At 71.6% G+C, this 21,807-nt stretch carries 19 protein-coding genes; 10 read left to right on the top strand and 9 right to left on the bottom strand.

Annotated features, from left to right (window positions below; translation table 11 throughout):
* The first annotated feature begins 2 nt into the window (after window positions 1-2).
* From DFJ69_RS16155 to rpsN, 3 genes are read left to right on the top strand one after another with little or no spacing between them, the layout of a single operon-like run.
* On the top strand, window positions 3-248 hold the full coding sequence (locus DFJ69_RS16155) for a type B 50S ribosomal protein L31 (protein ID WP_116023297.1): 246 nt from the start codon (window positions 3-5) through the stop codon (window positions 246-248).
* Window positions 248-484 carry a 50S ribosomal protein L28 gene (rpmB, locus tag DFJ69_RS16160; RefSeq protein WP_116023299.1) on the top strand — a complete coding sequence of 79 codons (237 nt, stop codon included), beginning with the start codon at window positions 248-250 and terminating at the stop codon, window positions 482-484. The genes DFJ69_RS16155 and rpmB overlap by 1 nt, the downstream gene beginning before the upstream one ends.
* The gene (gene rpsN, locus DFJ69_RS16165; protein ID WP_116023301.1) at window positions 484-789 is read left to right on the top strand and encodes a 30S ribosomal protein S14; all 306 of its coding nucleotides are present in this window, start codon (window positions 484-486) and stop codon (window positions 787-789) included. Before rpmB ends, rpsN begins: the two co-directional genes overlap by 1 nt.
* Window positions 790-840: 51 nt before the next feature.
* Here rpsN and DFJ69_RS16170 read toward each other — a convergent pair whose 3' ends face one another.
* Window positions 841-1,257 carry a nuclear transport factor 2 family protein gene (locus DFJ69_RS16170; RefSeq protein WP_116023303.1) on the bottom strand — a complete coding sequence of 139 codons (417 nt, stop codon included), beginning with the start codon at window positions 1,255-1,257 and terminating at the stop codon, window positions 841-843.
* A gap of 131 nt (window positions 1,258-1,388) precedes the next feature.
* On the opposite strand from DFJ69_RS16170, the gene DFJ69_RS16175 reads away from it, so the two are divergent.
* The 3 genes from DFJ69_RS16175 to DFJ69_RS16185 all read left to right on the top strand — a co-directional run bounded on the left by DFJ69_RS16175 (window position 1,389) and on the right by DFJ69_RS16185 (window position 5,441).
* Complete coding sequence (locus DFJ69_RS16175) at window positions 1,389-1,619, top strand: hypothetical protein (protein ID WP_116023305.1); 231 nt, start codon at window positions 1,389-1,391, stop codon at window positions 1,617-1,619.
* Entirely contained in the window at window positions 1,616-2,026 is a 411-nt protein-coding gene (locus tag DFJ69_RS16180; protein ID WP_116023307.1) for a DUF7144 family membrane protein, read from the top strand. Before DFJ69_RS16175 ends, DFJ69_RS16180 begins: the two co-directional genes overlap by 4 nt.
* A gap of 70 nt (window positions 2,027-2,096) precedes the next feature.
* Entirely contained in the window at window positions 2,097-5,441 is a 3,345-nt protein-coding gene (locus DFJ69_RS16185) for a S8 family serine peptidase (RefSeq protein WP_116023309.1), read from the top strand.
* On the opposite strand, the gene DFJ69_RS16190 is transcribed toward DFJ69_RS16185, so the two are convergent.
* Window positions 5,426-7,174 (bottom strand): glycerol-3-phosphate dehydrogenase/oxidase, encoded by a 1,749-nt coding sequence (locus DFJ69_RS16190; protein WP_211328635.1) that lies wholly within the window; start codon window positions 7,172-7,174, stop codon window positions 5,426-5,428. The genes DFJ69_RS16185 and DFJ69_RS16190 overlap by 16 nt on opposite strands.
* A 208-nt stretch (window positions 7,175-7,382) precedes the next feature.
* Between DFJ69_RS16190 and glpK the strand changes: the two genes are divergently transcribed.
* Window positions 7,383-8,915, top strand: a complete 1,533-nt coding sequence (gene glpK, locus DFJ69_RS16195) for a glycerol kinase GlpK (protein WP_245974415.1) — start codon at window positions 7,383-7,385, stop codon at window positions 8,913-8,915.
* Between the two features lie 12 nt (window positions 8,916-8,927).
* On the opposite strand, the gene DFJ69_RS16200 is transcribed toward glpK, so the two are convergent.
* Both DFJ69_RS16200 and DFJ69_RS16205 read right to left on the bottom strand, forming a co-directional pair.
* A complete protein-coding gene (locus tag DFJ69_RS16200; RefSeq protein WP_116023311.1) occupies window positions 8,928-10,523 on the bottom strand; it encodes a carboxylesterase/lipase family protein in 1,596 nt (531 codons plus the stop codon).
* A gap of 87 nt (window positions 10,524-10,610) precedes the next feature.
* Complete coding sequence (locus tag DFJ69_RS16205; protein ID WP_245974416.1) at window positions 10,611-11,777, bottom strand: acyl-CoA dehydrogenase family protein; 1,167 nt, start codon at window positions 11,775-11,777, stop codon at window positions 10,611-10,613.
* 70 nt (window positions 11,778-11,847) lie between these two features.
* Here DFJ69_RS16205 and DFJ69_RS16210 point away from each other — a divergent pair, with 70 nt between their 5' ends.
* Window positions 11,848-13,008 carry a CaiB/BaiF CoA transferase family protein gene (locus tag DFJ69_RS16210; protein ID WP_116026675.1) on the top strand — a complete coding sequence of 387 codons (1,161 nt, stop codon included), beginning with the start codon at window positions 11,848-11,850 and terminating at the stop codon, window positions 13,006-13,008.
* Entirely contained in the window at window positions 13,005-13,658 is a 654-nt protein-coding gene (locus DFJ69_RS16215) for a GntR family transcriptional regulator (RefSeq protein ID WP_116023315.1), read from the top strand. Before DFJ69_RS16210 ends, DFJ69_RS16215 begins: the two co-directional genes overlap by 4 nt.
* Here DFJ69_RS16215 and DFJ69_RS16220 read toward each other — a convergent pair.
* Window positions 13,655-14,965: an MFS transporter gene (locus DFJ69_RS16220; RefSeq protein ID WP_116023317.1), complete on the bottom strand. Its 1,311-nt coding sequence runs from the start codon at window positions 14,963-14,965 to the stop codon at window positions 13,655-13,657. The two genes, DFJ69_RS16215 and DFJ69_RS16220, sit on opposite strands and share 4 nt — an antisense overlap.
* 185 nt (window positions 14,966-15,150) lie before the next feature.
* Between DFJ69_RS16220 and DFJ69_RS16225 the strand changes: the two genes are divergently transcribed.
* Window positions 15,151-16,707, top strand: coding sequence for a family 20 glycosylhydrolase (locus tag DFJ69_RS16225; RefSeq protein ID WP_147312336.1), 1,557 nt, complete (start codon window positions 15,151-15,153; stop codon window positions 16,705-16,707).
* On the opposite strand, the gene DFJ69_RS16230 is transcribed toward DFJ69_RS16225, so the two are convergent.
* Genes DFJ69_RS16230 through DFJ69_RS16245 form a run of 4 tightly spaced genes read right to left on the bottom strand, consistent with a single transcriptional unit; the run spans window position 16,671 to window position 21,739 of the window.
* Window positions 16,671-17,525, bottom strand: coding sequence for an ABC transporter ATP-binding protein (locus DFJ69_RS16230; RefSeq protein WP_211328636.1), 855 nt, complete (start codon window positions 17,523-17,525; stop codon window positions 16,671-16,673). The genes DFJ69_RS16225 and DFJ69_RS16230 overlap by 37 nt on opposite strands.
* Window positions 17,522-19,255, bottom strand: coding sequence for a dipeptide/oligopeptide/nickel ABC transporter permease/ATP-binding protein (locus DFJ69_RS16235; RefSeq protein ID WP_116023322.1), 1,734 nt, complete (start codon window positions 19,253-19,255; stop codon window positions 17,522-17,524). Before DFJ69_RS16235 ends, DFJ69_RS16230 begins: the two co-directional genes overlap by 4 nt.
* Window positions 19,252-20,196, bottom strand: a complete 945-nt coding sequence (locus DFJ69_RS16240) for an ABC transporter permease (protein ID WP_116023324.1) — start codon at window positions 20,194-20,196, stop codon at window positions 19,252-19,254. The genes DFJ69_RS16235 and DFJ69_RS16240 overlap by 4 nt, the downstream gene beginning before the upstream one ends.
* A gap of 10 nt (window positions 20,197-20,206) precedes the next feature.
* On the bottom strand, window positions 20,207-21,739 hold the full coding sequence (locus DFJ69_RS16245) for an ABC transporter substrate-binding protein (protein ID WP_116023326.1): 1,533 nt from the start codon (window positions 21,737-21,739) through the stop codon (window positions 20,207-20,209).
* Window positions 21,740-21,807 lie beyond the last annotated feature (68 nt).

Here is a 21,807-nt window from a genome sequence, read left to right on the forward strand (position 1 = left end):
CCATGAAGCAGGGAATCCACCCCGAGTACCGACCCGTCGTCTTCCGCGACCAGAGCGCCGGGTACGCCTTCCTGACGCGGTCGACCGTCACCAGTGAGCGGACGGTCCAGTGGGAGGACGGCCACGTCTACCCGGTGGTCGACGTGGACGTCTCCTCGGCGAGCCACCCCTTCTACACGGGCCGCATGCGGACGCTCGACACCGCCGGACGCGTCGAGCGCTTCAAGCGCCGCTACGGGAACGACTGATGTCGGCGCGCTGCCAGTTGACCGGTGCGAGTCCGTCCTTCGGGAAGAAGGTGTCGCACTCGCACCGGCGGACGTCCCGCCGCTTCGACCCCAACATCCAGTCCAAGCGCTACTGGGTGCCCGGCGAGGGCCGGTACGTGCGGCTGCGGCTGTCGGCCCGAGCGATCAAGACCGTCGACAGGATCGGCGTCGAGGCGGCCGTGGCCCGCATCAGGGCCCGAGGAGAACGGATCTGATGGCCAAGAAGAGCAAGATCGCCGCCAACGAGCGCCGTAAGGTCACCGTGGACCGGTACGCGGCCCGGCGCGCCGAGCTGAAGCGGCTCCTGCGCAGCCCGCACACGGACGAGGAGATCCGCGCCGCCGCGCTGCGCGAGCTCCGGCGTCAGCCCCGCGACGCGAGCGCCACCCGGGTCCGCAACCGGGACTCGATCGACGGCCGCCCGCGCGGCCACCTGCGCGCCTTCGGCCTCTCCCGGATCCGCTTCCGTGAGATGGCCCACCGGGGCGAGCTGCCCGGGGTCACCAAGTCGAGTCGGTAGGGACGACGCTCCCCGCATGACCTCCAATGGGGCCATGCGGGGGTCTCGTCATCAGGCGGCGCGCTGCCACATGAGGCTCATCTCCGCCCGGGAGAAGCGCCAGCCCGCCTCGGTGCGCACGGCCGAGAAGACGTTGCGCAGCCCCGAGGTGCGGTGCGGCTCCTTGCCGGGCTCGAAGAAGTGCACGAACGCGTTCACCGTGACGTCGGCCCGATCTCCGTCCAGGTCGACCAGGACGTCCGTGTTCACGTGCTGCGTCTGCTCGGCCCCCGTGTCGTTCGCGCGGAGGAAGTCGAGCGCCGTCTCGATGTCGTCGGCCCGCACCCGTGGGGTCCGCACCGCCACGTCCGCCGTGTAGACCGTCCGGATGTCCGCGTACCGCCGCTCGTCCAACAGGTGCCCCAGCCGGGTCACCAGGTCCGCGATCTCGGCCCGATCGGCGAACTCCGCATACCGGTCCCGTGTCATCTTCCGCTCCTTTTGTTGGTGTGTCCAACGTTGGTAGCGCCAACGATAACAGATCGTCGAGCGGGCGTCAGGGCAGGCCGTCGGGGGTATCGGTCACCGGTCGGACTCTTCCGACGATGGGGGGCGGAAGGGTGTTACTCGCGCTCAGGGCGGCCGGCGTCGCGGCGGCCACCCTGCTCTTCTGGACGGTGACCTCCACCATGGGGCTGCTCGCCGTCGTGCTGATCTTCGCGCTGGGCGCCCTCGGGACCTGGGTGATCGGCCTGCTCACGGCGTATGGGGCGAAAATGACCGGAACTTGGGCCTCGCGGCGGGTGGTCCGGAGAGGGGTGGGGAACGCTCCGCGACGGAGGCATCCATGACCACAACACCGAGCACCCGCACCCGCCGTCCCACCACTTCGGGATGGCTGACCTTCGCCGCCGTCATCATCGGCGTCACGGGGCTGTTCAACGCCATCAACGGCCTGGTCGGCATCTTCGATGACGACTACTACCTCGTCGGGGAGACCGACGTCCTGGTCTTCAACTTCACCACCTGGGGATGGATCTGGCTCCTCGTCGGCTTCGTGCAGATCGCCGTCGCCGCCGGGATCTCCACCGGGCAGACCTGGGCCCGCACCGCCGGCATCGTTCTCGCCATCCTGGCCGCCGTGGGGCACCTGGCGTTCCTGGCGGCCTTTCCCTGGTGGTCCATCCTGACCATCGGGCTCAGCGTGCTCACGATCTACGCGCTCACCGTTCCGCCCTCGGGGGCCAGTGCGGCCTGACCTCCGGGTCAGGGCGAACGGTCGGAGGCGGTCGTAGCCCTGCCACGGGAGGCACGTGAATGGTCGCTCTATGAAGCGACTGCTCACTCTCCGACACATCGCCCGGGCCGGGAGCAACCCCTACGGAATGACGGCGGTCCTCACCGCCGTCATCGTCGTCACCGCCGTCGCCGTGGTGCCGGGCACGGCGCGCGGCGGCCCCGGCACGGACGGCGGTACGGGCTCGGGCGCCCAAGGAGGGATGAGACGGGTCACCCTGGTGACCGGGGACCAGGTCATCATGGGCGTCGCGAGGGACGGCACCCGCTCCGTTCGGATCCGACACGCCGAGGGCCGGGAGAAGGTCCGTTTCCTCACCCGCCGCACCGCCGGGGGCGGCCTGCTCGTCGTGCCGTCGGACGCGCTGCCGCTCTTGGGGCACGGCCGGTTGGACGAGCGGCTGTTCGACGTCGACCTGCAGACCCGGTGGCGGTACGACGACGCCCATCGCACGCACATCTCCGTGATCGCCGAACGGTCCGCGAACGGACGGGCGGCCAGGGTGGCCGCCGCGCACCGGGTGACGGCCCTGCCCGTCCTGGGCGTGGACGCGATGCGGATCGACAAGCGGGACGCCGGGGCCGCCTGGACGTCCCTCACCCGCGACGCGCACTCCGGCGGGCTCGGCGGCGGCGTCGCGAGGCTGTGGTTGGACGGCAAACGTCGGGCGTCGCTGGACAAGAGCGTCCCCCAGATCGGCGCGCCGGCCGCGTGGCGGAAAGGGCTCACCGGCAAGGGCACCACCGTCGCCGTCCTCGACACCGGATACGCCGCCGCCCATCCCGACCTCGCGAGTGTCGTCACCAAGTCCAGGGGGTTCACCAACGGCGGCCCCGACGACGTGCGCGACACCCACGGCCACGGCACGCATGTGGCCTCGACGATCGCGGGCTCCGGCAAGGCGTCCCGAGGCCGCTATCGAGGCGTCGCCCCCGACGCCCGGCTCGCGGTGGGCAAGGTCCTCGGCGACGCCGGCTTCGGTCAGGACTCCTGGATCATGGCCGGCATGGAGTGGGCCGCCACCACCGCAGGGGCGAAGGTCGTCAACCTCAGCCTCGGCGGGACCGACGGCCCTGGTGTGGACCCGATGGAACGCGCCGTCGACACCCTCAGCGAACAGACCGGCGCGCTCTTCGTGATCGCCGCCGGGAACGAGGGCGAACTCGGCGACCGGACGGTCAGCAGCCCCGGCAGCGCCGACACCGCCCTCACCGTCGGCGCGGTCGACGGCAAGAACGCGCTCGCCGCGTTCTCCAGCCGCGGACCCAGGGTCGGCGACGGGGCCCTCAAGCCCGACATCACCGGGCCCGGCGTGACCATCACCGCGGCCAAGGCCAAGACCGGCGGCCCCTCGTACGTCGTGATGTCCGGGACCTCCATGGCGAGCCCGCACGTGGCGGGCGCGGCGGCGATCCTGGCCCAGCGCCATCCCCGGTGGAGCGGGCAGCGCCTCAAGTCCGCGCTCATGAACAGCGCCCAACCATCGGCGGCCGGCAGCCCGTTCGCCCAGGGCACGGGACGCGTCGACATCGCCCGCGCCGTCACCCAGGAGGTCACCGCCGACACCGGCAGCGTCTCCGCCTACCTGCGCTGGCCCGACCACGCCCCCGTCACCCATACGGTCACGTACACCAACGCGGGCACCGCGCCCGTGACGCTGAAGCTGACCGCGACCGGCGAACGGCTGGGCGGCGGGGCCGCGCCCAAGGACATGTTCACCGTCGGCAAGCCCGAGGTGACCGTCCCGGCCGGCGGCACCGCGCAGGTCCCGCTGCGCATCTCCGCAGAACGAGGTGTGGCCACCGGCACGTACAGCGGCCTGCTCACGGCCACCGGCAAGGACGTCTCGCTGCGCACCGCCGTGGCCGCCGAGGTCGAGCCGCAGTCGTACAACCTGCGGCTTCGCGCGTTGGGCCGCGACGGCGCGCCCGTGCCGACCACGGTGTTCCTCGGCCACCGGACCCGCGACCGGACCGAGGTCGTGCACCTCGCCGACGGCAAGGGCACGGTGCGGCTCCCGGCGGGCGACTGGAACGCGTTCGCCGCCATCGAGACACCCGGCGCGGACGCCGCGTGCCGGCCGATGACCCTGGCCGCCGTGCCGGTACGCCTGGGCGCGGCGAAGGAGGTCGTCCTGGACTCCCGGAAGGCCCGCCGGCTCAGAACGGTGCTCGACGAGCCGTCGGCCGCCCAGGTGAGCACCAACGTGGGCCTCCACTACCGGCGGGGCCCGGCCGAGATGGCCGTGTCCGTGATCGGCGCCTGCCCCGACACCAGCCACTACGTGCTGCCGACGAGGCTGCGCGGCCTCACCTTCTACAACCACGGGACCTGGCAGAGGAGGGGCTGGACGGTCGACGGGCCCAGCCCGTACCGCTACGACCTCGTCGACTGGCGGACCGGAGGCGTTCCGGCCGACCCCGTGCTGCGCGTACGGACCGCCGACCTGGCCAAGGTCACCACCACCTACCGCGCGCAGAACGCCGACGCCCACGGTGCCGTGACTGCGGGCCCGCTGGTGCGCCACCGTGACCACGGTGAGTCCGTCTCGGCGGACGTGACCATGAAGGTCCCCGCGCAGGTCGTCCACTACCTCACCCCGGACGAACGGGTCTCCTGGTCCAGGGGCCTGTGGCTCGGCGACCGGGACGGCGCGACACCGGGCCACTACATCGACCGCCCGCCCCGCCCGGTGACCAAGGGCGCGAGCCTGGACGAGATGGGGGCGGCCGCGTTCGGCCCCAGGCTGTTCCCCCGGACGGCGCAGCGACGCGGTGACGTCATCGCCTACGCGCCGCGCGGGCTGCTCGCCGACGCCGGCGGCGTCGACGACGGCGCCGACGCCAACATGATCGGCAAGGTCCGTCTCGGCTCGGGAGGGAGCGCACTCGCCCGCTCCGACACCCTCGGCTCGCTGTCCGCACGCGTGCCGGCGACGGCGGCGACCTACACGCTGGAGGTGTCCGGTGAACGGACGGTGCCGTACTCGACGCTGTCGACCGCCGTCCACGCGGCCTGGACGTTCCGATCCGCGCCCGGCCCGGGGACACAGGCCCTCCCGCTCCAGGTGGTCCGCCTCGCCCCCATCGGGTTGGACGACGCCAACCGCGCCATGGGCGGCGGCGTGACGCAGATCCCCCTCACCGTCGAACGCAATCCGGGCAGCGCCCCCGCCACGGTCGAGACCCTGACCGCGAAGGCGTCCTTCGACGACGGCCGGACCTGGCACTCCCTGCCCGTCCGCCGGGACGGACGGGGCTGGACCACCACGGTCCACGACCCGGACTCCGGTTTCGTGTCCCTACGCACCAAGGCCGTCGACACCCAGGGCAACACGGCCGTGCAGACGATCGCCCGCGCCTACGCGATCGCCTGACGGCCCGACGGGTTCCCCGGTGCCGGTGCGCCGGGGAACGCCGTCGGCCCGGTCAGGCCCTGGACGGCGGTGGCGTCGTCGGGCTGCTCCTGGGCGTGGCGTTCGGCGGCGATCCGGCGGACGTAGGCGTCGGCCTCCCGGGCGGTGCGTTCGTCCGTCCAGCCGAGGACCTCGGCCATGAGGGCGGCGGTGACCTCGGCGGACTCGGTGCCCCGGTCCTTGGACTCGATGGAGACGCGGGTGCGGCGGGCCAGGACGTCCTCGACGCTGCGGGCGCCCTCGTGGCTGGTGGCGTAGACGACCTCGGCCTTGAGGTAGGCGTTGCTGCTGGGAAGCGGCTCGGCCAGGGTGGGGTCGGCCTCGATGAGGTCGAGGAGTTCGCCGACGATCGACCCGTACCGGCGCAGGAGCTGTTCGATGCGGGCGACGGGCAGGCCGGACCGCTGGGCGAGGGGGGCGCGGCGGTTCCACATGGCGCGGTAGCCGTCGGCGCCGACCAGCGGGACGTCATGGGTCACCGACGCGGGGACGACCTGGTCGGAGTCCAGCCCCCGGACGGCCTCGTCGACGGCGTCCTTGGCCATGACGCGGTAGGTGGTGTACTTGCCGCCCGCGATGACGACCAGCCCCGGCACGGGCGTGCCGACGAGGTGCTCGCGCGACAGCTTGGAGGTCTGGTCGTCGCTGCCGGACAGCAGGGGCCGCAGACCCGCGTAGACGCCCTCGATGTCGTCACGGGTGAGGGGCGTGGACAGCACCCGGTTGACGTGGTCGAGGAGGTAGTCGATGTCGGCGGCGGTGGCGGTGGGGTGCTCCTTGTCGAGGTCCCAGTCGGTGTCGGTGGTGCCGACGATCCAGTGCCGCCCCCACGGGATGACGAACAGCACGCTCTTCTCGGTCCGCAGGATCAGGCCGCTGGTGGAGTCGATGCTCTCGCGGGGCACCAGCAGATGCACGCCCTTGGAGGCGCGGACGTGGACGCTGCTCGCCTCGGCGAGTGCCTGCGTCTCGTCGGTCCACACGCCGGTCGCGCTGATGACCTGCTTGGCGCGCACCTCGATCCGCTCGCCGGTCTCCTGGTCGGCGACCACCGCCCCGACGACCCGCTCGCCCTCGCGCAGGTAGCGGACGACCTTGGCGCGGTTGGCGACGAGCGCGCCGTACGAGGCGGCGGTGCGGATCAACGACATGGTGTGGCGGGCGTCGTCCACCTGTGCGTCCCAGTACTGGACGGCCCCCACCAGGGAGTTCGGCGAGAGTGCGGGGGCGACCTTGAGGGCGCGGCGCTTGGAGAGGTGACGGTGGCCGGGCATGCCGCGCGAGACCCGGGACGAGCCGCTCATCGTGTCGTACAGCAGTACGCCGGCGCCCACGTAGGGGCGCTCCCAGACGCGATGGCTCAGCGGGTACAGGAACGGCACCGGCCGGACCAGGTGCGGCGCCAGCCGCTGGATCATCAGGCCGCGCTCGCGCAGCGCCTCGTGGACGAGCCCGAAGTCCAGCATCTCCAGGTACCTGAGGCCCCCGTGGATCAGCTTGCTGGCGCGGCTGGAGGTGCCTGCCGCCCAGTCCCGGGCCTCGACCAGGCCCACGTTCAGGCCCCGGGTCGCGGCGTCGAGGGCGGCCCCGGCGCCCACCACCCCGCCGCCGATGACCAGGACGTCGATCTCCTCGGACCCCAGCCGCTCGAGGGCGCGGGCCCGATCGTCGGAGGACAGCTTGACCGGCTGCATGTTCAGCTCCTCGCAGGAGGGTGCCCCCCAACGGAGGCGAAAGGTAAGAGTCCGGATCTAGTATGACATTGTCGAACAGCGTACCTGTTGGGGTCGGACGGCGGGAGCCCCCCTCCGGCACCTCGATGCGCCTCTTGACTTCGACGGTCGGCTGTGTGGAGGATCACCCGTACCGAATTCGGTAATGTCGAACCGCAAGTGAGGATCCGTGATTCCTGCATCCGCCCGACCAGCCGGACCGACAGGGCCCGCCGGCGTCTACGTCGCCGCGATCGACCAGGGCACCACCTCGAGCCGGTGCATCATCTTCGACCGGCGGGGCGGGATCGTGTCCGTGGCCCAGAAGGAGCACCGGCAGATCTTCCCCAGGCCCGGCTGGGTGGAGCACGACCCCGAGGAGATCTGGGCCAACGTCGAAGAGGTCGTTCGCGAGGCCCTGACCGTGGCCGGTCTCACCCCGTCGGCGCTGGCCGCCGTCGGGATCACCAACCAGCGCGAGACCACCGTGGTGTGGGACCGCGCCACCGGACGCCCGGTCCACAACGCGATCGTCTGGCAGGACACCCGTACCGACGAGATGGTGCGGGAGCTGGAGGGCGTGGTCGGCCGCGAACGGTTCCGGGAGCGCACCGGGCTGCCGCTGGCCACCTACTTCTCCGGCCCGAAGCTCCTGTGGCTCCTTCGCGAGGTCCCGGGTCTGGCGGCGCGCGCCGAGGCCGGCGAGGTGCTGTTCGGGACGATGGACACCTGGCTGATCTGGAAGCTCACCGGCTCCCACATCACCGACGTCACCAACGCCAGCCGCACCATGCTGATGAACCTGGCCGACCTGGACTGGGACGACACGATCCTCGAACGCATGGGCATCCCGCGCGCCGTGCTGCCGGAGATCCGCCCGTCCGCCCAGGTCTACGGCGCCGCCACGGGCGTCCTCGAAGGCGTCCCGGTGGCCAGCGCGCTGGGCGACCAGCACGCGGCGCTGTTCGGGCAGACCGGGTTCTCGCTGGGCGACATCAAGTCCACCTACGGGACCGGCAGCTTCCTGGTCCTCAACACCGGCGACAAGCCCGTTCAGTCGGCGCACGGGCTGCTCACCACCGTCGCGTACCAGATCGAGGGGCAGCCCGCCGTGTACGCGCTGGAGGGCTCGATCGCCGTCACCGGGGCGCTCGTCCAGTGGTTCCGCGACAACCTCGGGCTGATCAACAGCGCCGCCGAGATCGAGACGCTGGCGCTGACCGTGCAGGACAGCGGCGGCTGCTACATCGTGCCCGCCTTCTCCGGCCTGTTCGCCCCCTACTGGCGCAGCGACGCGCGCGGGGTCGTCACCGGCCTGACCGGCTACGTCGGCAAGGGGCACCTGGCCCGCGCGGCGTTGGAGGCCACGGCCTGGCAGACCCGCGAGGTCGTCGACGCGATGCGCGGCGACACCGGCATCGACCTGACGGAGCTGCGCGTCGACGGCGGCATGACCGCCAACAACCTGCTCATGCAGCTCTTGGCCGACGCCCTGGACGTGCCGGTGGCCCGGCCCACGGTCGCCGAGACCACCTGCCTGGGCGCCGCGTACGCCGCCGGACTGGCCGTGGGCTACTGGCCCGACCTCGACAGCCTGCGCTCCAACTGGCACAAGGCCGCCGAGTGGAACCCCGCCATCGACCCCACCCTGCGCGACCGACGCCACCGCAAGTGGAAGAAGGCCGTTCAGCGCAGCCTCGACTGGATCGACGAGGACGACTGAACGGCCCGTCTCCTACGGCAGGATCGGGTCGATCGTTCCCCACAGCGCGCAGTTGCTCGCCTCGGCGACGTCCGTGGGACGGATCCCGCCGCGTCCGGGCGCGAGCGTCAGCACGTCACGGGCCGACCGGTACCGAGGCCAGTGCGGCGCGTGGTGGGCGCCCGGCCGGCCGGTGTGCGCGAACGAGGTCCAGTAGCCGGTCATGTCGTTGGACAGCCTCCGCTGCGGTCCCTTCAGCTCGCCGATCAGGCCGGGGAACAGGTACGTCAGCTCCGTGCCGTGCTCGGCGCCCTCGTCATATCCGGGGACGTCGATCAGCGGCGGCGCCGTCCGGTCGGCGAACTGATACCCGTACACGGGAACGCCGGCGCGCCGGAACACGTCGAGGGCGGTCACGTGGTCGCACGTGGAGAGCACGTTGCCGCCGTGGGAGAACACCGTGGCCAGGGCCAACCTCGGCTCGGGGTACTTCGCGGCGGGATAGTGCGCCAGCACCCGGTCGGCGTGCCTCCCGAAGCTCTCGCGGATGACCCGCTCGTACTCCGCCACGGTGATCGGCTTCGGGTAGAGGAAGCCGACGAACAGCCGCATCTCGTCGAGCGTGTTGCCGTGCATCAGCGGCACCCGGTTGAACCGGCCGCTCTCGATGGCGGCGCGGGGCTGCCGGGGCATCACGCGATCACCCCCCGCGACCGCGTACGGCATCACCTCGACCTCGTTGAACGCCTCCATCAGCCGCTTGGTCGGCACCGTGCGCAGGCAGCGGGCGACCTCGACGGTGCAGCCGACCTTCTTGGCGACGGTCACCGCGCTCGCCTCCGCCGACGCCTCCGCACGCGTCACCGCGGCGCAGCCGTAGCTCTGCGCGATCGCCTTGTGGAACAGCCCTGCGGCGGTGGGCGAGGCGATGTTGGCGCAGGTGTCGGCGGACCCGGCGGACTCGCCGAACAACGTCACGTTGTGGGCGTCCCCGCCGAAGGCCGCGATGTTGCGCCGCACCCATCGCAGCGCCGCCTGCTGGTCGAGCAGCCCGTAGTTGCCCGCCTGGAGATGCCGATCCGGGCCGGCCTCCAGCCCGGGATGGGCGAGCCAGCCGAGCGCCCCGAGCCGGTAGTTGACGCTGACGACGACCACGTCGCCGTTCACCGCGAGCTTGGAGGTGTTGTAGTCGCTGCCGGCCCCGATGACGTTGCCGCCGCCGTGCACCCACACCATGACGGGCAGCTTCCTCTTCCGCCGGTGGGGCGGGCGGTCGGGTGCGGTGACGCTCAGGTACAGGCAGTCCTCACTGAAGGACGACGTGCCGCCCCAGTCCTGGGCGATCTGGGCGCACCGGTTGCGCGGGAACGTCGCGTCGCGGACGCCCGTCCACGGTCGGGCGTCCTGCGGCGGCCGGAACCGCAGAGCCCCGAGGGGCGGGGCCGCGAACGGGATGCCCTGAAAGAGCCGATGGCGGTGAAGATGCGCGCCCCGTACGAGGCCCTTGTCGGTCCGGACCAGGGTGGACGTACCCGAGGACCGTGGAACGGCGGTGGCCGAGGATGCGGCGATGGACGGGGCCGCCAAGGTGGCGGCGGACAGAACGAGCACTAGGGGCGCTTTGCGCATGGGTCTCATACCCGCCCTGTCCCCAACGTTGCACCCCGCCACGCCGAGCAATCATATAGTGACAATAAGTCAAATCCCCGGCGTCGGTCAGCGGAAGGCCGCCTCCCCGGTGAGGGCCCGACCGATGACCAGGCTGTGGACCTCGCTGGTGCCCTCGTAGGTCAGCACCGACTCCAGGTTGTTGGCGTGCCGGAGCACCGGATACTCCAGGGTGACGCCGTTCGCGCCGAGGATGGTGCGGCACTGCCGGGCGATGTCCAGGGCCTCGCGGACGTTGTTGAGCTTGCCCACGCTGACCCGTTCGGGGGCGAGGTCGCCGGCGTCCTTGAGTCGGCCGAGGTGCAGCGCCAGCAGCACGCCCTTGCCCAGCTCCAGCGCCATGTCGGCCAGCTTCTGCTGCGTGAGCTGGTACGACGTCAGCGGACGGGAGAAGACCTCGCGTTCGGTCGCGTACGCGATGGCGGTCTCCAGACAGTCGCGGGCGGCCCCGATCGCGCCGAACACGATGCCGAACCGGGCCTCGTTCAGGCAGCCGAGGGGGCCGGACAGGCCGCGCGCCCCCGGGAGCATCGCGTCGGCGGGCAGCCGGACGTCCTCCAGCACGAGTTCGCTGGTCACGCTGGCGCGCAGGGAGAGCTTGCGCTTGATCTCGGGGGCGGAGAACCCGGGTGTCCCGGCCGGGACCAGGAATCCCCGGACACCCTCGTCGGTGCGGGCCCACACCACCGCGACGTCGGCCACCGAGCCGTTGGTGATCCACATCTTGGTGCCGTTCAGCACCCAGTCGCCGCCCGCGCGCTTGGCGGTGGTGCGCATGGAGCCGGGGTCGGACCCGGCGTCCGGCTCGGTGAGCCCGAAACAGCCGAGCCGCTCGCCCGCCGCCATCGCGGGCAGCCACTCCCGCTTCTGCTCCTCGGATCCGTACCTCCAGATCGCGTACATCGCCAGCGACCCCTGCACGGACACCAGGCTGCGCAGGCCGGAGTCGACCGCCTCCAGCTCCAGACACGCCAGGCCGTACGAGACGGCGTTGGTCCCGGCGCAGCCGTATCCGGTCAGGTGCATCCCGAGAACCCCCAGCTCACCGAGCTTTCGGGCCAGGTCGCGGACGGGGAGTGCGCCGTCCTCGAACCACTCGGCGACGTGCGGGCGCAACTCGCGCTCGCCCATCGCCCGCACGGTCCGCTGGATCTCGCGTTCCTCGTCGGTCAGCAGCCCGTCGACGGCGAACAGCTCGAACGGGTGTGTGGGCACGGGACCTCCCAGGCAGAATCCGGATATTGGATCCAATATAGTGAGCCGGGTTCGAGGAGGGGAGTGCGGGATGGGCACGGACGGGGCGCTGTCGGGGCTGGTGATCGCCGACTTCGGGCGGGTGCTCGCGGGCCCGTACGCGACCATGCTGCTGGCCGATCTCGGCGCCGACGTCATCAAGATCGAACGACCCGGGGCCGGGGACGACACCCGCGCCTGGGGCCCGCCGTTCGCCGACGGTGAGTCGACCTACTTCCTCGCCGTCAACCGCAACAAGCGCTCCCTCACCCTCGACCTCGGCGACGACGGCGACCGGGAGACCGCCCGCGCCCTCGCGGCGCGCGCCGACGCGCTGGTGGAGAACTTCCGTCCCGGCACCATGGAGCGGCTCGGGCTCGGCTACGCGGACCTGCGCGCGCTCAATCCCGGCCTCGTGTACTGCTCGGTGACCGGCTTCGGCGCCGGCGAGGGCGCCCACCTCCCCGGGTACGACCTGTTGGTGCAGGCCATGGGCGGGTTGATGAGCGTGACCGGGGAGCCCGGCGGATCGGGCACCAAGGCCGGGGTGGCGCTGGTCGACGTGATCACCGGCCTGCACGCCGCGCTCGGGATCCTCGCCGCCCTCCGCCACCGCGACCGCACCGGCGAGGGCCAGCGGGTCGAGGTCTCGCTGCTCACCTCGCTGCTGTCGGCGCTCACCAACCAGGCGTCCGCGTACGTGGCGGCCGGGTCGGTGCCGCAGGCGATGGGCAACCGGCACCCGAGCATCACCCCGTACGAGGTGTTCTCCGCCAAGGACCGGCCGCTGGTCCTCGCCGTCGGCAACGACCGCCAGTTCCGCGCGCTCTGTGAACGGCTCGGCCGCGCGGGGCTCGCCGACGACCCCCGCTTCGCCACCAACACCGCCCGGGTCGCCCACCGCTCCGAGTTGTCGCGCGAGCTGTCCGGGCCGCTGGCCGAGCGGACGGCCGACGAGTGGTTCGCCGACCTCACGGCGGTCGGGGTGCCGTGCGGCCCCATCAACGACCTGGCCGCCGCGTTCGACCTCGCCGAACGGCTCGGCCTCGACACGCGGGTCCGGATCGACGACCCGCGCCGGGACACCCCGGTCGAGCAGGTCGCCAACCCGATCGGGCTCGCCGCCACCCCGCCGACCTACCGCACCGCGCCGCCCCGGCTCGGCGAGGACTCCGCCGCCGTGCTCGCCGAACTCCTGGGACGCGAGACGTGACGCACCCACGACGGCCGCCGACCGCCCAGCAGTTCGTGCTGAAGGAGCTGCGGCACGCCATCACCACCGGCGAGCTGAAGCCGGGCACCCCGATCCGGCAGGACGCCCTGGCCGAGCGGCTCGACGTCAGCCGGGTGCCGCTGCGCGAGGCCCTGCGCGTCCTGGAGGCCGAGGGGCTGGTCGTCCACGAGGCCCACCGGGGCCACCGCGTCGCGGTGCTGTCGATGACCGACCTCCGCGAGATCTACCGGATCCGGGAGATCCTGGAGGCCGAGGCCGTCCGCGAGGCCGCCGCCCGACTCACCCCGGAGCTGCTCGCCACGATCGAGGAGGCGCAGCGCGACGTCGAGCGGGCCGGCGAGGCGGGCGACGTCACCGCCATGGCCGAGGCCAACCGCCGCTTCCACTTCACGCTGCTCGGGGCCTGCGGCATGCCCCGGCTCGTTCGGCTGATCACCACCCTGTGGGACGCCACCGACGCGTACCGCGCCCTGTACTACGGCGGCACGGACAACCGCGAACGCGTCGTCCACGAGCACCGCGCCGTCCTCGACGCCCTGCGCGACGGCGACACGGAGTCGGCGATCGGCCACCTCGACCGGCACCGCGCCCACGCGGTCGACACGCTCGCCGAAGTCCTCGAAGGCTAGGCGACCTCCAGCGCGGCCCTGCGTTCGCCGGGGGACAGGGCCGTGTCACGGGTCTCGCGCATCGACAGGCACACCAGGAGGAACACGGCGGCGCATCCGGACACGTACCAGAAGTAGCCGGACTCCATCCCCGCCTTCTTGAACCAGAGGGCGATGTACTCCGTGGTGCCGCCGAAGAGCGCCTGCGCGATCGAGTGCGGCAGGGCGATGCCGAGCGCACGGACATGGGTGGGGAACAGCTCCGCCTTCACCGCCGCGTTGACCGAGGTGTAGCAGGTCAGGATCACCATCGCGACCAGCGACAACAGCAGCGCGGACCCGAACGTCCGGACCTCGCCGAGCGCGGTCAACAGCGGGACGCCGGTCAGCATCGAGGCCGTCCCGAACACGATCAGCAGGGGACGGCGGCCGATCCGGTCCGACAGCATCCCGCCCAACGGCTGGAGCACGACGAACACCGCCAGCGCGCAGAACCCCACCAGGGTGGCGTCCTCCTTGCTCATCCCGGCGGTGTTCGACAGGTATTTGGTGAGATAGGTGGTGTAGGTGTAATACGCCACCGCTCCGCCCATCGTGAGCGCGAGGACGAGCACGAACTCCCGCCGATACGGGAGCAGGGCACGCAGCGTTCCGCGTTCACCCGTGGACTCCTCCCCGTACGCCTCGGTCTCCATCAGATTGCGGCGCAGATAGAACACCACGGCGGCGCCGGCGGCCCCCACGAAGAACGGAATCCGCCAACCCCAAGAGTGCAACGTCTCCTCCGACATGGTGTGCTGGAGGAACAGTTGCAGGCCCAGTCCGCAGAGTTGCCCGAGCGTCGTCGACACGTACAGGACGCTGGCCGCCAGCCCGCGCCGCCCCGGGGCCGACGCCTCGACGAGGTAGGTCACACCCGCCCCGTACTCGCCCCCCACGGAGAGCCCCTGCAGCATCCGCGCCACCAACAGCACACCCGCCCCGAGGTGGCCGGCCTGCTCGTACGTGGGGGCGATGGCGATCAGGAGCGCGCTGACCGACATGAGCATGACGCTCACGGTGAGCGCCGTCTTGCGCCCCCTCCGATCCGCGAGCCGCCCCAACAACCAGCCGCCGATCGGCCGCACCAGGAATCCGACGGCGAAGATGCCCATCGTGTTGAGCAACTGCGCGGTGGGATCCCCGGAGGGGAAGAACGACGACGCGAAGTAGACGGCGAAACTGGAATAGACGAACCAGTCGTACCACTCGACCAGATTTCCGACCGAACCGCCGACCAGGGCCCGCCAAGGACCACGGGCGCTCTCCGCACCGGACGGCTTCGGCATCGACGATCTCCTTGCACACTACGCAACGGGCTGTCGAGTGCACGTTAAGTGACGAAGTCGTGGTGGCGCAGGGGGCTGGAGGAGAAGGCGTCCCACCTTCGGGCGGCTCGGAGGTGACGGGTTCCGCTCGTCTTCCGCCATTACTTACCATGTGGTAGAAAACTGGGACGTCCCTTGGAGGTCCCGTGAGCGTCGTTCCCCTTCCACAGCGCATGACCCCGACACCCGGATCGGCGCTGTGGCCGGGGCCCCGGCCTCGCCTGGCGGTGCCCTCGGAGGACCTGCGAGCCGTCGGCGACGTCGTCGTCGACCTCCTCGCACGGCTCCACGGGACGAACCCGGTGCTCCAGATCGGCGGAACCGGCGACCTCACCCTCGTCTTGGCCGATGCGGACGACGTGGCCCCCGAAACGACACCCGTCCAGGGCATCGACCCGCAGGCCGTCGGGCTCGGCCCGCGGGAGCGCTACGAGCTGGTGGTGGAGGACACGGGAGCCGTCGTCACCGCGTGCTCGGCGGAAGGGCTGTTCCGGGGCGCGACCACGTTCGCTCAGCTCGTCCGGGACGGTGTCGTCCCCGGTGTGCGGATCGCCGACGGGCCCGCCTGGGCCTGGCGGGGTCTGTCGCTCGACGTGGTGCGCCGGTTCTTCACGGTCGAGGAGGTCAAGAAGGTCATCGACCTGCTCGCGCTGTACAAGTTCAACGTCCTGCACCTGCACCTGACCGACAGCCAGGCATGGCGCCTGGAGATCACCGGTCGGCCACGGCTGACCGGGGACCTGCCGTTCTACACCCACGACGACTACCGGGAGATCGTCGCGTACGCGCAGGCCCGCTTCGTCACCGTCGTCCCGGAGATCGACATGCCCGGCCACGTGCTGGCGGCGGTGCGCGCCTACCCCGAGCTCCAAGGGGACGAGAAGCCCGCGCACGGCCTCTTGGCCTACCTCGACCCGCGTGCCGACGCCGCCCTCCGGTTCGCCGGGGACGTCCTCCACGAGGTCGCCGGTCTCACGCCCGGGCCCTGGGTGCACATCGGTGGCGACGAGGCGTTCGGGATGCCGCACGAGCTGTACGCGGAGTTCGTCGCACGCGCGCTGCAGATGGCGCGCGGCACGGGAAAGAAGGTTGCCGGCTGGCAGGAGGTCACCCGTTCCGGCGCCGCGCCTCCCGCGGACCTGGTGCAGTGCTGGGTCGGTGCCGGGGACGAGTTCGACCCCGAGGCCGCCCGCAAGGCCGCCCCGGCCGAGTACCTGCCGCTGATCGACGTCGTCGCGGAGTCCTTCGCGCGGGTTCCCGAGGACATGCCCGCCGCCGTCGCGGCCGACGTCCCCGTGCTCGCCTCGCCCAGCAGCTTCCTGTACCTGGACCGGCGGCACGCCGAGGAGTCGCTCCTGCCCGACCAGAACGCCCGGCGGACGGAGGTGGGCTTCGGCTCCTATCGGCCGCGCACCGCCCGTGAGCTGTTCGACTGGCACCCGGGCGGGCTGGTCGAGATCCCCGGGACGGCGCGGCTCGCCGGCGTCGAGGCGGCGATCTGGTGCGAGACCGTCAAGGGCTTCGACGACCTCGCGTTCCTGCTGCTGCCCCGGCTGCCGGGGATCGCGGAGAAGGCGTGGACGCCCAAGGTCACCGGCTGGGACGGGTACCGCGACCGTGTCGCCGGCCACACCTCCTGGTGGGACCGACTCGGCTGGGGCGCCTACTACCGGTCCGTGGAGGTGTTCGCGCCGGAGGGCTGAGCGCTCGCCCGCTCGAACGCCTCCCGGCGCGCCCGCTGTCGCGCGACGTCGGCGACCGGGGCCGCCAGGACGAGTCGACGCGTGTAGTCGTGCTCCGGGCGCGTGGTCACCGTGGACGCCTCACCCGTCTCCACGATCTCGCCGCGATGGATGACGGACACCCGGTGGCTCATCACCCGGACCACCGCGAGGTCATGGGAGACGAACAGGTAGGAGACCCCCGTCTGCCGCTGGATCTCCAGGAGCAGGTCCAAGACGGTCTGCCGGGTCGTCAGGTCCAGGGCCGACACCGGCTCGTCGCACACGATGAGCTTCGGCCCGACCGCCAGCGCGCGGGCGATGGCCACACGCTGTCGCTGCCCCCCGGAGAACTCGCGCGGCAGCCGGTCGGCGGCGTCGGCGGGCAGACGCACCCGGTCCAGCAGTCCGCCCACCCGACGGCGCGCCTCGGCTCTCCCGATGCCCTGGGCGAGCAGCGGCTCCGACAGGGTGTCGCCGATGGTCAGCGACGGGTTCAGCGACGTGTACGGGTCCTGGAAGATGACCTGGAGGTCCCTGCTCAGCTCACGGCGGCGCCGGGCGGAGGCCCCCTCGATGCGCTCGCCCATGAACGTGATCGCGCCCGACCGTACGGGCACCAACCCGAGGATCGCCCGGCCGATGGTGGTCTTGCCCGACCCCGAACCGCCGACCAGGCCCAGGGTCTCGCCCGGGCGGATGCGCAGGGACACGCCTTTCAGCACGTCGGTGCGCGGGGCCCGCCGGCCCCTTCCCGGGAAGGACACTCGAAGGTCCTCGACCGTCAGCAGGTCGTTCACGCGTCCACGCCTTTCGAAGGTCGCCAGGGCTCGCGCGCCGGTGCCCGGTCCAGCACCGCGCCCAGCAGCCTCTGGGTGTACGGGTCCTCGGGAGCGTGCAGCACCCGCTCGGTCGTGCCCGTCTCGACGATGCGGCCGTCGTTCATCACGGTCACCCGGTCGCACAGGTCGGCGACGACGCCCAGGTCGTGGGTGACCAGGAGGACGCCCAGGCCCCGTTCCCTCTGGAGCCTGCGCAGCAGCCCGAGCACCTCCGCCTGGACCGTCACGTCGAGCGCCGTGGTCGGCTCGTCGGCGATGAGGAGCTTCGGGTCGCAGGACATCGCGCCCGCGATGAGGACCCGCTGTGCCATGCCGCCGGAGATCTCGTGCGGGTAGGAGGCGAAGGTGCGCTCCGGGTCCGGGATCTCGACCATGCGCAACAGGTCCAGGGCACGGCGCCGGGCCTCGGCCTTGGAGATGCGAAGCTTGTACCGCATCGGCTCCATGAGCTGACCGCCGATGGTGAAGGCCGGGTCGAGGTTGCTCATCGGCTCTTGAGGGACGTAGGCGATCACGTCGCCGCGCAGCACCCGGTGGTCGCGTTCGGGCAGCCCGACGATCTCCTGTCCGTCCACCGTGACGCTGCCCCCGGCGACGTGGCCGCCCTCGGGAAGGATGCCGAGGATCGAGAACGCCGTCTGCGTCTTGCCGGAGCCCGACTCGCCGACCAGACCGACGATCTCCCCTTCGTGCACGTCGAGGTCCACGCCTTGCACGACCTGCTTCACGGTGCCGTCCGCAAGGGCGTAGGAGACCACGAGGTCGCGTACGGACAGCAGCCCGCCGCGTCCCGTCGCGTCCCGCGACGGGGTGGTCGCGGGAGGACGGGAACGGCGGCGGACGGGCTCGGCCCCGCGGTCCTCCAGCGCGTCCCGCAGCGCCCCGGCGAGCAGGACCAGGGACGCGTTGGTGAGGCCCAGCGCCAGGCCCGGCCACACGAGCATGGAGGGTTCGCGCTGGATGTTCTTGAACGCCTCGTTCAGCATGGCGCCCCAGGTGGGGGTCTCGCCGCTGCCGATGCCGAGGAACTCCAGGCCCGCTTGGAGGGCCAGGGCGAGACCGGTGATGAGGGCGGCCTGGATGATGATCGGGGCGCGCACCATCACGAGCACGTGCCGGGCCACGATCCGGGAGTCCCGCAACCCCGACACCTTGGCGGCGTCCACGTACAACTCGTGGCGCACGTTGGTGACGATGCCGCGGACCAGCCGGAAGAAGCCGGGTGCGACCAGCACTCCGAGGACGACCATCAGCACCCACACCGTGGGGCCCAGGATGGCCCGGGACGCCAGCAGCACCACCATGGCCGGGAGCGCCATGACCAGGTTGACCGTCCAACTCGCCGCCGCGTCGAACCGGCCGCCGCGATACCCGGCCACCAGCCCCGACGGCACTCCGATGGCGAGCGCCACCAGGACGGCGAGCAGCGCCCCGCCGAGGGTGTTGCGGCCTCCGTGCAGCAGCCGGGACAGCAGGTCCCGGCCGGCGGAGTCGAAGCCCAGCGGATGGCGCGCCGTCGGCCCGCCGAATGAGTCGCGCAGGTCGGCGGCGCCGGGGTCCTGTGGGCTCAGGACGGGTGCGAGCACCACCGCGACCACGATGGCCGCCAGCAGGACGGCGGCGGTCAGACCGAGCGGGTTCCGCAGCAGACGGCGGAGCGGCCCGCGGTTCTTCGGCCTGTCGCTCATGCGACCCTCGCCTTCGGGTTGAGCCAGCCGATGAGGACGTCCACCACGAGGTTGATCGTGACCACCACCAGCACCGTGACCATGACCAGCGCCATGATCACCGGGATGTCGCCCCGGGTGGTGTAGGCGACGGTCATGCCGCCCAGGCCCGGCAGCCCGAAGATCTGCTCCACCAGCACCGCGCCGCCGAGCAGCCCGACGAACTGCACGCCGAGGACGGTGAGCGCGGGCGCCGCCGCGTTCCGGACGACGTGCCGGAACACGATCCGCGACGGTGGCAGCCCGCGCGCCCGCAGCGTCCGCACGTAGTCCTGGCGCAGCACGTCGATGACCGCGGCGCGGACCTGCTGCGTCAACCCGGCCACGGAGCCGACCGACAGCGACAGGATCGGCAGCGTCACCGTGGACAGCCAGCCGCTCGGGGACTCGGTGAACCCGGTGTAGCCGATGGCGGGGAACCAGCCCAGCCGTACCGCGAACACCACCACGATGATCAGCGTGACCAGGAAGCCCGGCAGCGCGTAGCCGGCGACGGCCAGCACCTGGACGAGCCGGTCCACCGGCCCGCCGCGTCGGACGCCCGCCCACACCCCGAGCAGCAGCGACAGCACGGCGGTGACCAGGGTGACCCCCACCAGGAGGCTGATCGTCACGGGCAGCCGGGTGCCGATGGCCTGGACCACGTTCTCCCCGGTGAACCAGGAGGTGCCGAAGTCGCCCCGGACGGCGTGCGCCACCCAGTCCAGGTACTGCACGAGCACGCTCCGGTCCAGGCCCAGCTCGGCGTTCTTGGCGTCCACGAGATCCTGCGTCGCCCCGGACCCGAGGAGCTGACGGCCCACGTCCAGGTCCGGGACGGACAGCAGCAGATGGCTCAGGAACGAGATCACGAACAGCAGCACCGCCCCGGCCGCGATCCTGCGCGCGATGAAGCTCAGCATGCCGCCGTCGTCACTTGGCCGGTGCGTAGTTGTAGAGGGAGGGGACGGCCATCCCGGACTGCGGCGTGATCTTCACGGAGCCGTCGGAGACGTGCAGGTAGGTCATCCGGTAGAACGGCACGAACCAGGCGTCCTTGACCAGGTGCTCGTTGAGGGCCTGCAGATGCGGTCCGGCCTCCTCGACCGGGGCCCGCTGGATCTTGGGAAGCAGTTCCTTCACCGTGGCGTCGGAGTAGCCGAACATGTTGAAGACGCCGGGGGTGACGTAGTCGCCGACGGTGACCCAGTCGGTGGCGGACTGGCCGAGGTTCATGACCATGGCGGAGTACGCCCGCTGCCCGAAGACCTGCCGGATGGACCCCGGGTCGATGGTCTGCCAGGTGACCTTGATGCCGACCTTGCCGAGGTCGGTCTGCAGCGAGGAGGCCAGCGCGTCCGGGACGATGGCCGTGATGCGCGGCAGCCGCAGCGTGAAGCCGCCGCCGAACCCGGCCTGCTTCAGCAGCTCACGGGCCTTGGCGGGGTCGTGGGCGTAGTAGGCGTCCAGTTCCTTCTTGTAGGCGGCCGTGTCGGTGCCGAAGATCTGGTTGGTGATCTGCCCGCGCCCCTGGCGGAGCTTGTCGAGCATGGTCCGACGGTCGATGGCGTGGTTGATCGCCTGCCGGACCCTGGTGTCGCGCAGCGCCGGCGTGACCACGCCGCCCCGGTCGAACAGCAGGAGTCCCTGGAAGTCGAACTCCTGCTTGACGGTGGTGACCTTGGGAGCGTTCTCCACGCCGGCCTGCTGGTCGGCGTCCTGGAGCACGGCGGCGTTGACCTGCCCGGTCTTGATGCCGTTGACCAGGGCCGTCTCGTTGTCGAAGTAGTTGATCGTCACGTTCTCGTAGGGCAGCCCGCGGCCCCAGTAGGACGTGGCGCGGCGGAACGCCCAGCGGGTGCCGATGGCGGTCTTCCCGGTGTCCAGCTCGTAGGGTCCGGTGCCGTCCGGCCTGGTCTTGAGCGGGTCACCGCTCTTGGCGAACGCCGCCGGGTTGGCCATGAGACCGGCCGCGTCGCTCAGGTAGAACAGCATCGCGGGGTTGGGCCGGCCCAGCTTCAGGGTCACGTGGGCGGCGTCCACGACCTCGATGGACTCCACGTCCTTGAGGGTCTTGGCCTGGGCGCCGGTCTTCTTGACGAACCGCTCCATGTTGGCCTTGACGGCCGCCGCGTCGAACGGTGTCCCGTCGTCGAACTTCACGTCTCCGCGCAGGGTGAGCGCCAGTTCGGTCCGGTCGTCGTTGTACTTCCACGCGGTGGCGAGCATCGGGGCGTAGGTCCCGTCGGGCTCGCGCTTGAGGAGCGTGTCGTACACGGCCTGGAAGAACGGGAGGGCGCTGCCGTTGGCGTCGGCCGGGTCGAGGCTCTGCGGCAGGGTCAGCGTCGCGATGGACAGGGTCGTGCTCCCGCTCCCGGCGGAGCCGGAGCCCGAGCACCCGGCGAGCACGGTGGCGGCGGTGACGCAGGCCGCGACGGTGGCGGCCGCTCTTGCGGTCTTCTTCATGGGTCACTCCGTCTGGGGGGCGGATCGGCGGGTGCGGTGAGCATACATACAAAACTAACCACATGGTA

The organism is Thermomonospora umbrina, assembly GCF_003386555.1.
Taxonomy (GTDB): domain Bacteria; phylum Actinomycetota; class Actinomycetes; order Streptosporangiales; family Streptosporangiaceae; genus Thermomonospora; species Thermomonospora umbrina.

Excerpts from the sequence above, each read along its gene's own strand:
- DFJ69_RS16155 (WP_116023297.1), top strand. The coding sequence starts at position 3 with ATGAAGCAGGGAATCCACCCCGAGTACCGACCCGTCGTCTTCCGCGAC.
- rpmB (WP_116023299.1), top strand. The coding sequence starts at position 248 with ATGTCGGCGCGCTGCCAGTTGACCGGTGCGAGTCCGTCCTTCGGGAAG.
- rpsN (WP_116023301.1), top strand. The coding sequence starts at position 484 with ATGGCCAAGAAGAGCAAGATCGCCGCCAACGAGCGCCGTAAGGTCACC.
- DFJ69_RS16170 (WP_116023303.1), bottom strand. The coding sequence starts at position 1,257 with ATGACACGGGACCGGTATGCGGAGTTCGCCGATCGGGCCGAGATCGCG.
- DFJ69_RS16180 (WP_116023307.1), top strand. The coding sequence starts at position 1,616 with ATGACCACAACACCGAGCACCCGCACCCGCCGTCCCACCACTTCGGGA.
- DFJ69_RS16185 (WP_116023309.1), top strand. The coding sequence starts at position 2,097 with ATGAAGCGACTGCTCACTCTCCGACACATCGCCCGGGCCGGGAGCAAC.
- DFJ69_RS16190 (WP_211328635.1), bottom strand. The coding sequence starts at position 7,174 with ATGCAGCCGGTCAAGCTGTCCTCCGACGATCGGGCCCGCGCCCTCGAG.
- DFJ69_RS16200 (WP_116023311.1), bottom strand. The coding sequence starts at position 10,523 with ATGCGCAAAGCGCCCCTAGTGCTCGTTCTGTCCGCCGCCACCTTGGCG.
- DFJ69_RS16210 (WP_116026675.1), top strand. The coding sequence starts at position 11,848 with ATGGGCACGGACGGGGCGCTGTCGGGGCTGGTGATCGCCGACTTCGGG.
- DFJ69_RS16220 (WP_116023317.1), bottom strand. The coding sequence starts at position 14,965 with ATGCCGAAGCCGTCCGGTGCGGAGAGCGCCCGTGGTCCTTGGCGGGCC.
- DFJ69_RS16235 (WP_116023322.1), bottom strand. The coding sequence starts at position 19,255 with ATGAGCGACAGGCCGAAGAACCGCGGGCCGCTCCGCCGTCTGCTGCGG.
- DFJ69_RS16240 (WP_116023324.1), bottom strand. The coding sequence starts at position 20,196 with ATGCTGAGCTTCATCGCGCGCAGGATCGCGGCCGGGGCGGTGCTGCTG.
- DFJ69_RS16245 (WP_116023326.1), bottom strand. The coding sequence starts at position 21,739 with ATGAAGAAGACCGCAAGAGCGGCCGCCACCGTCGCGGCCTGCGTCACC.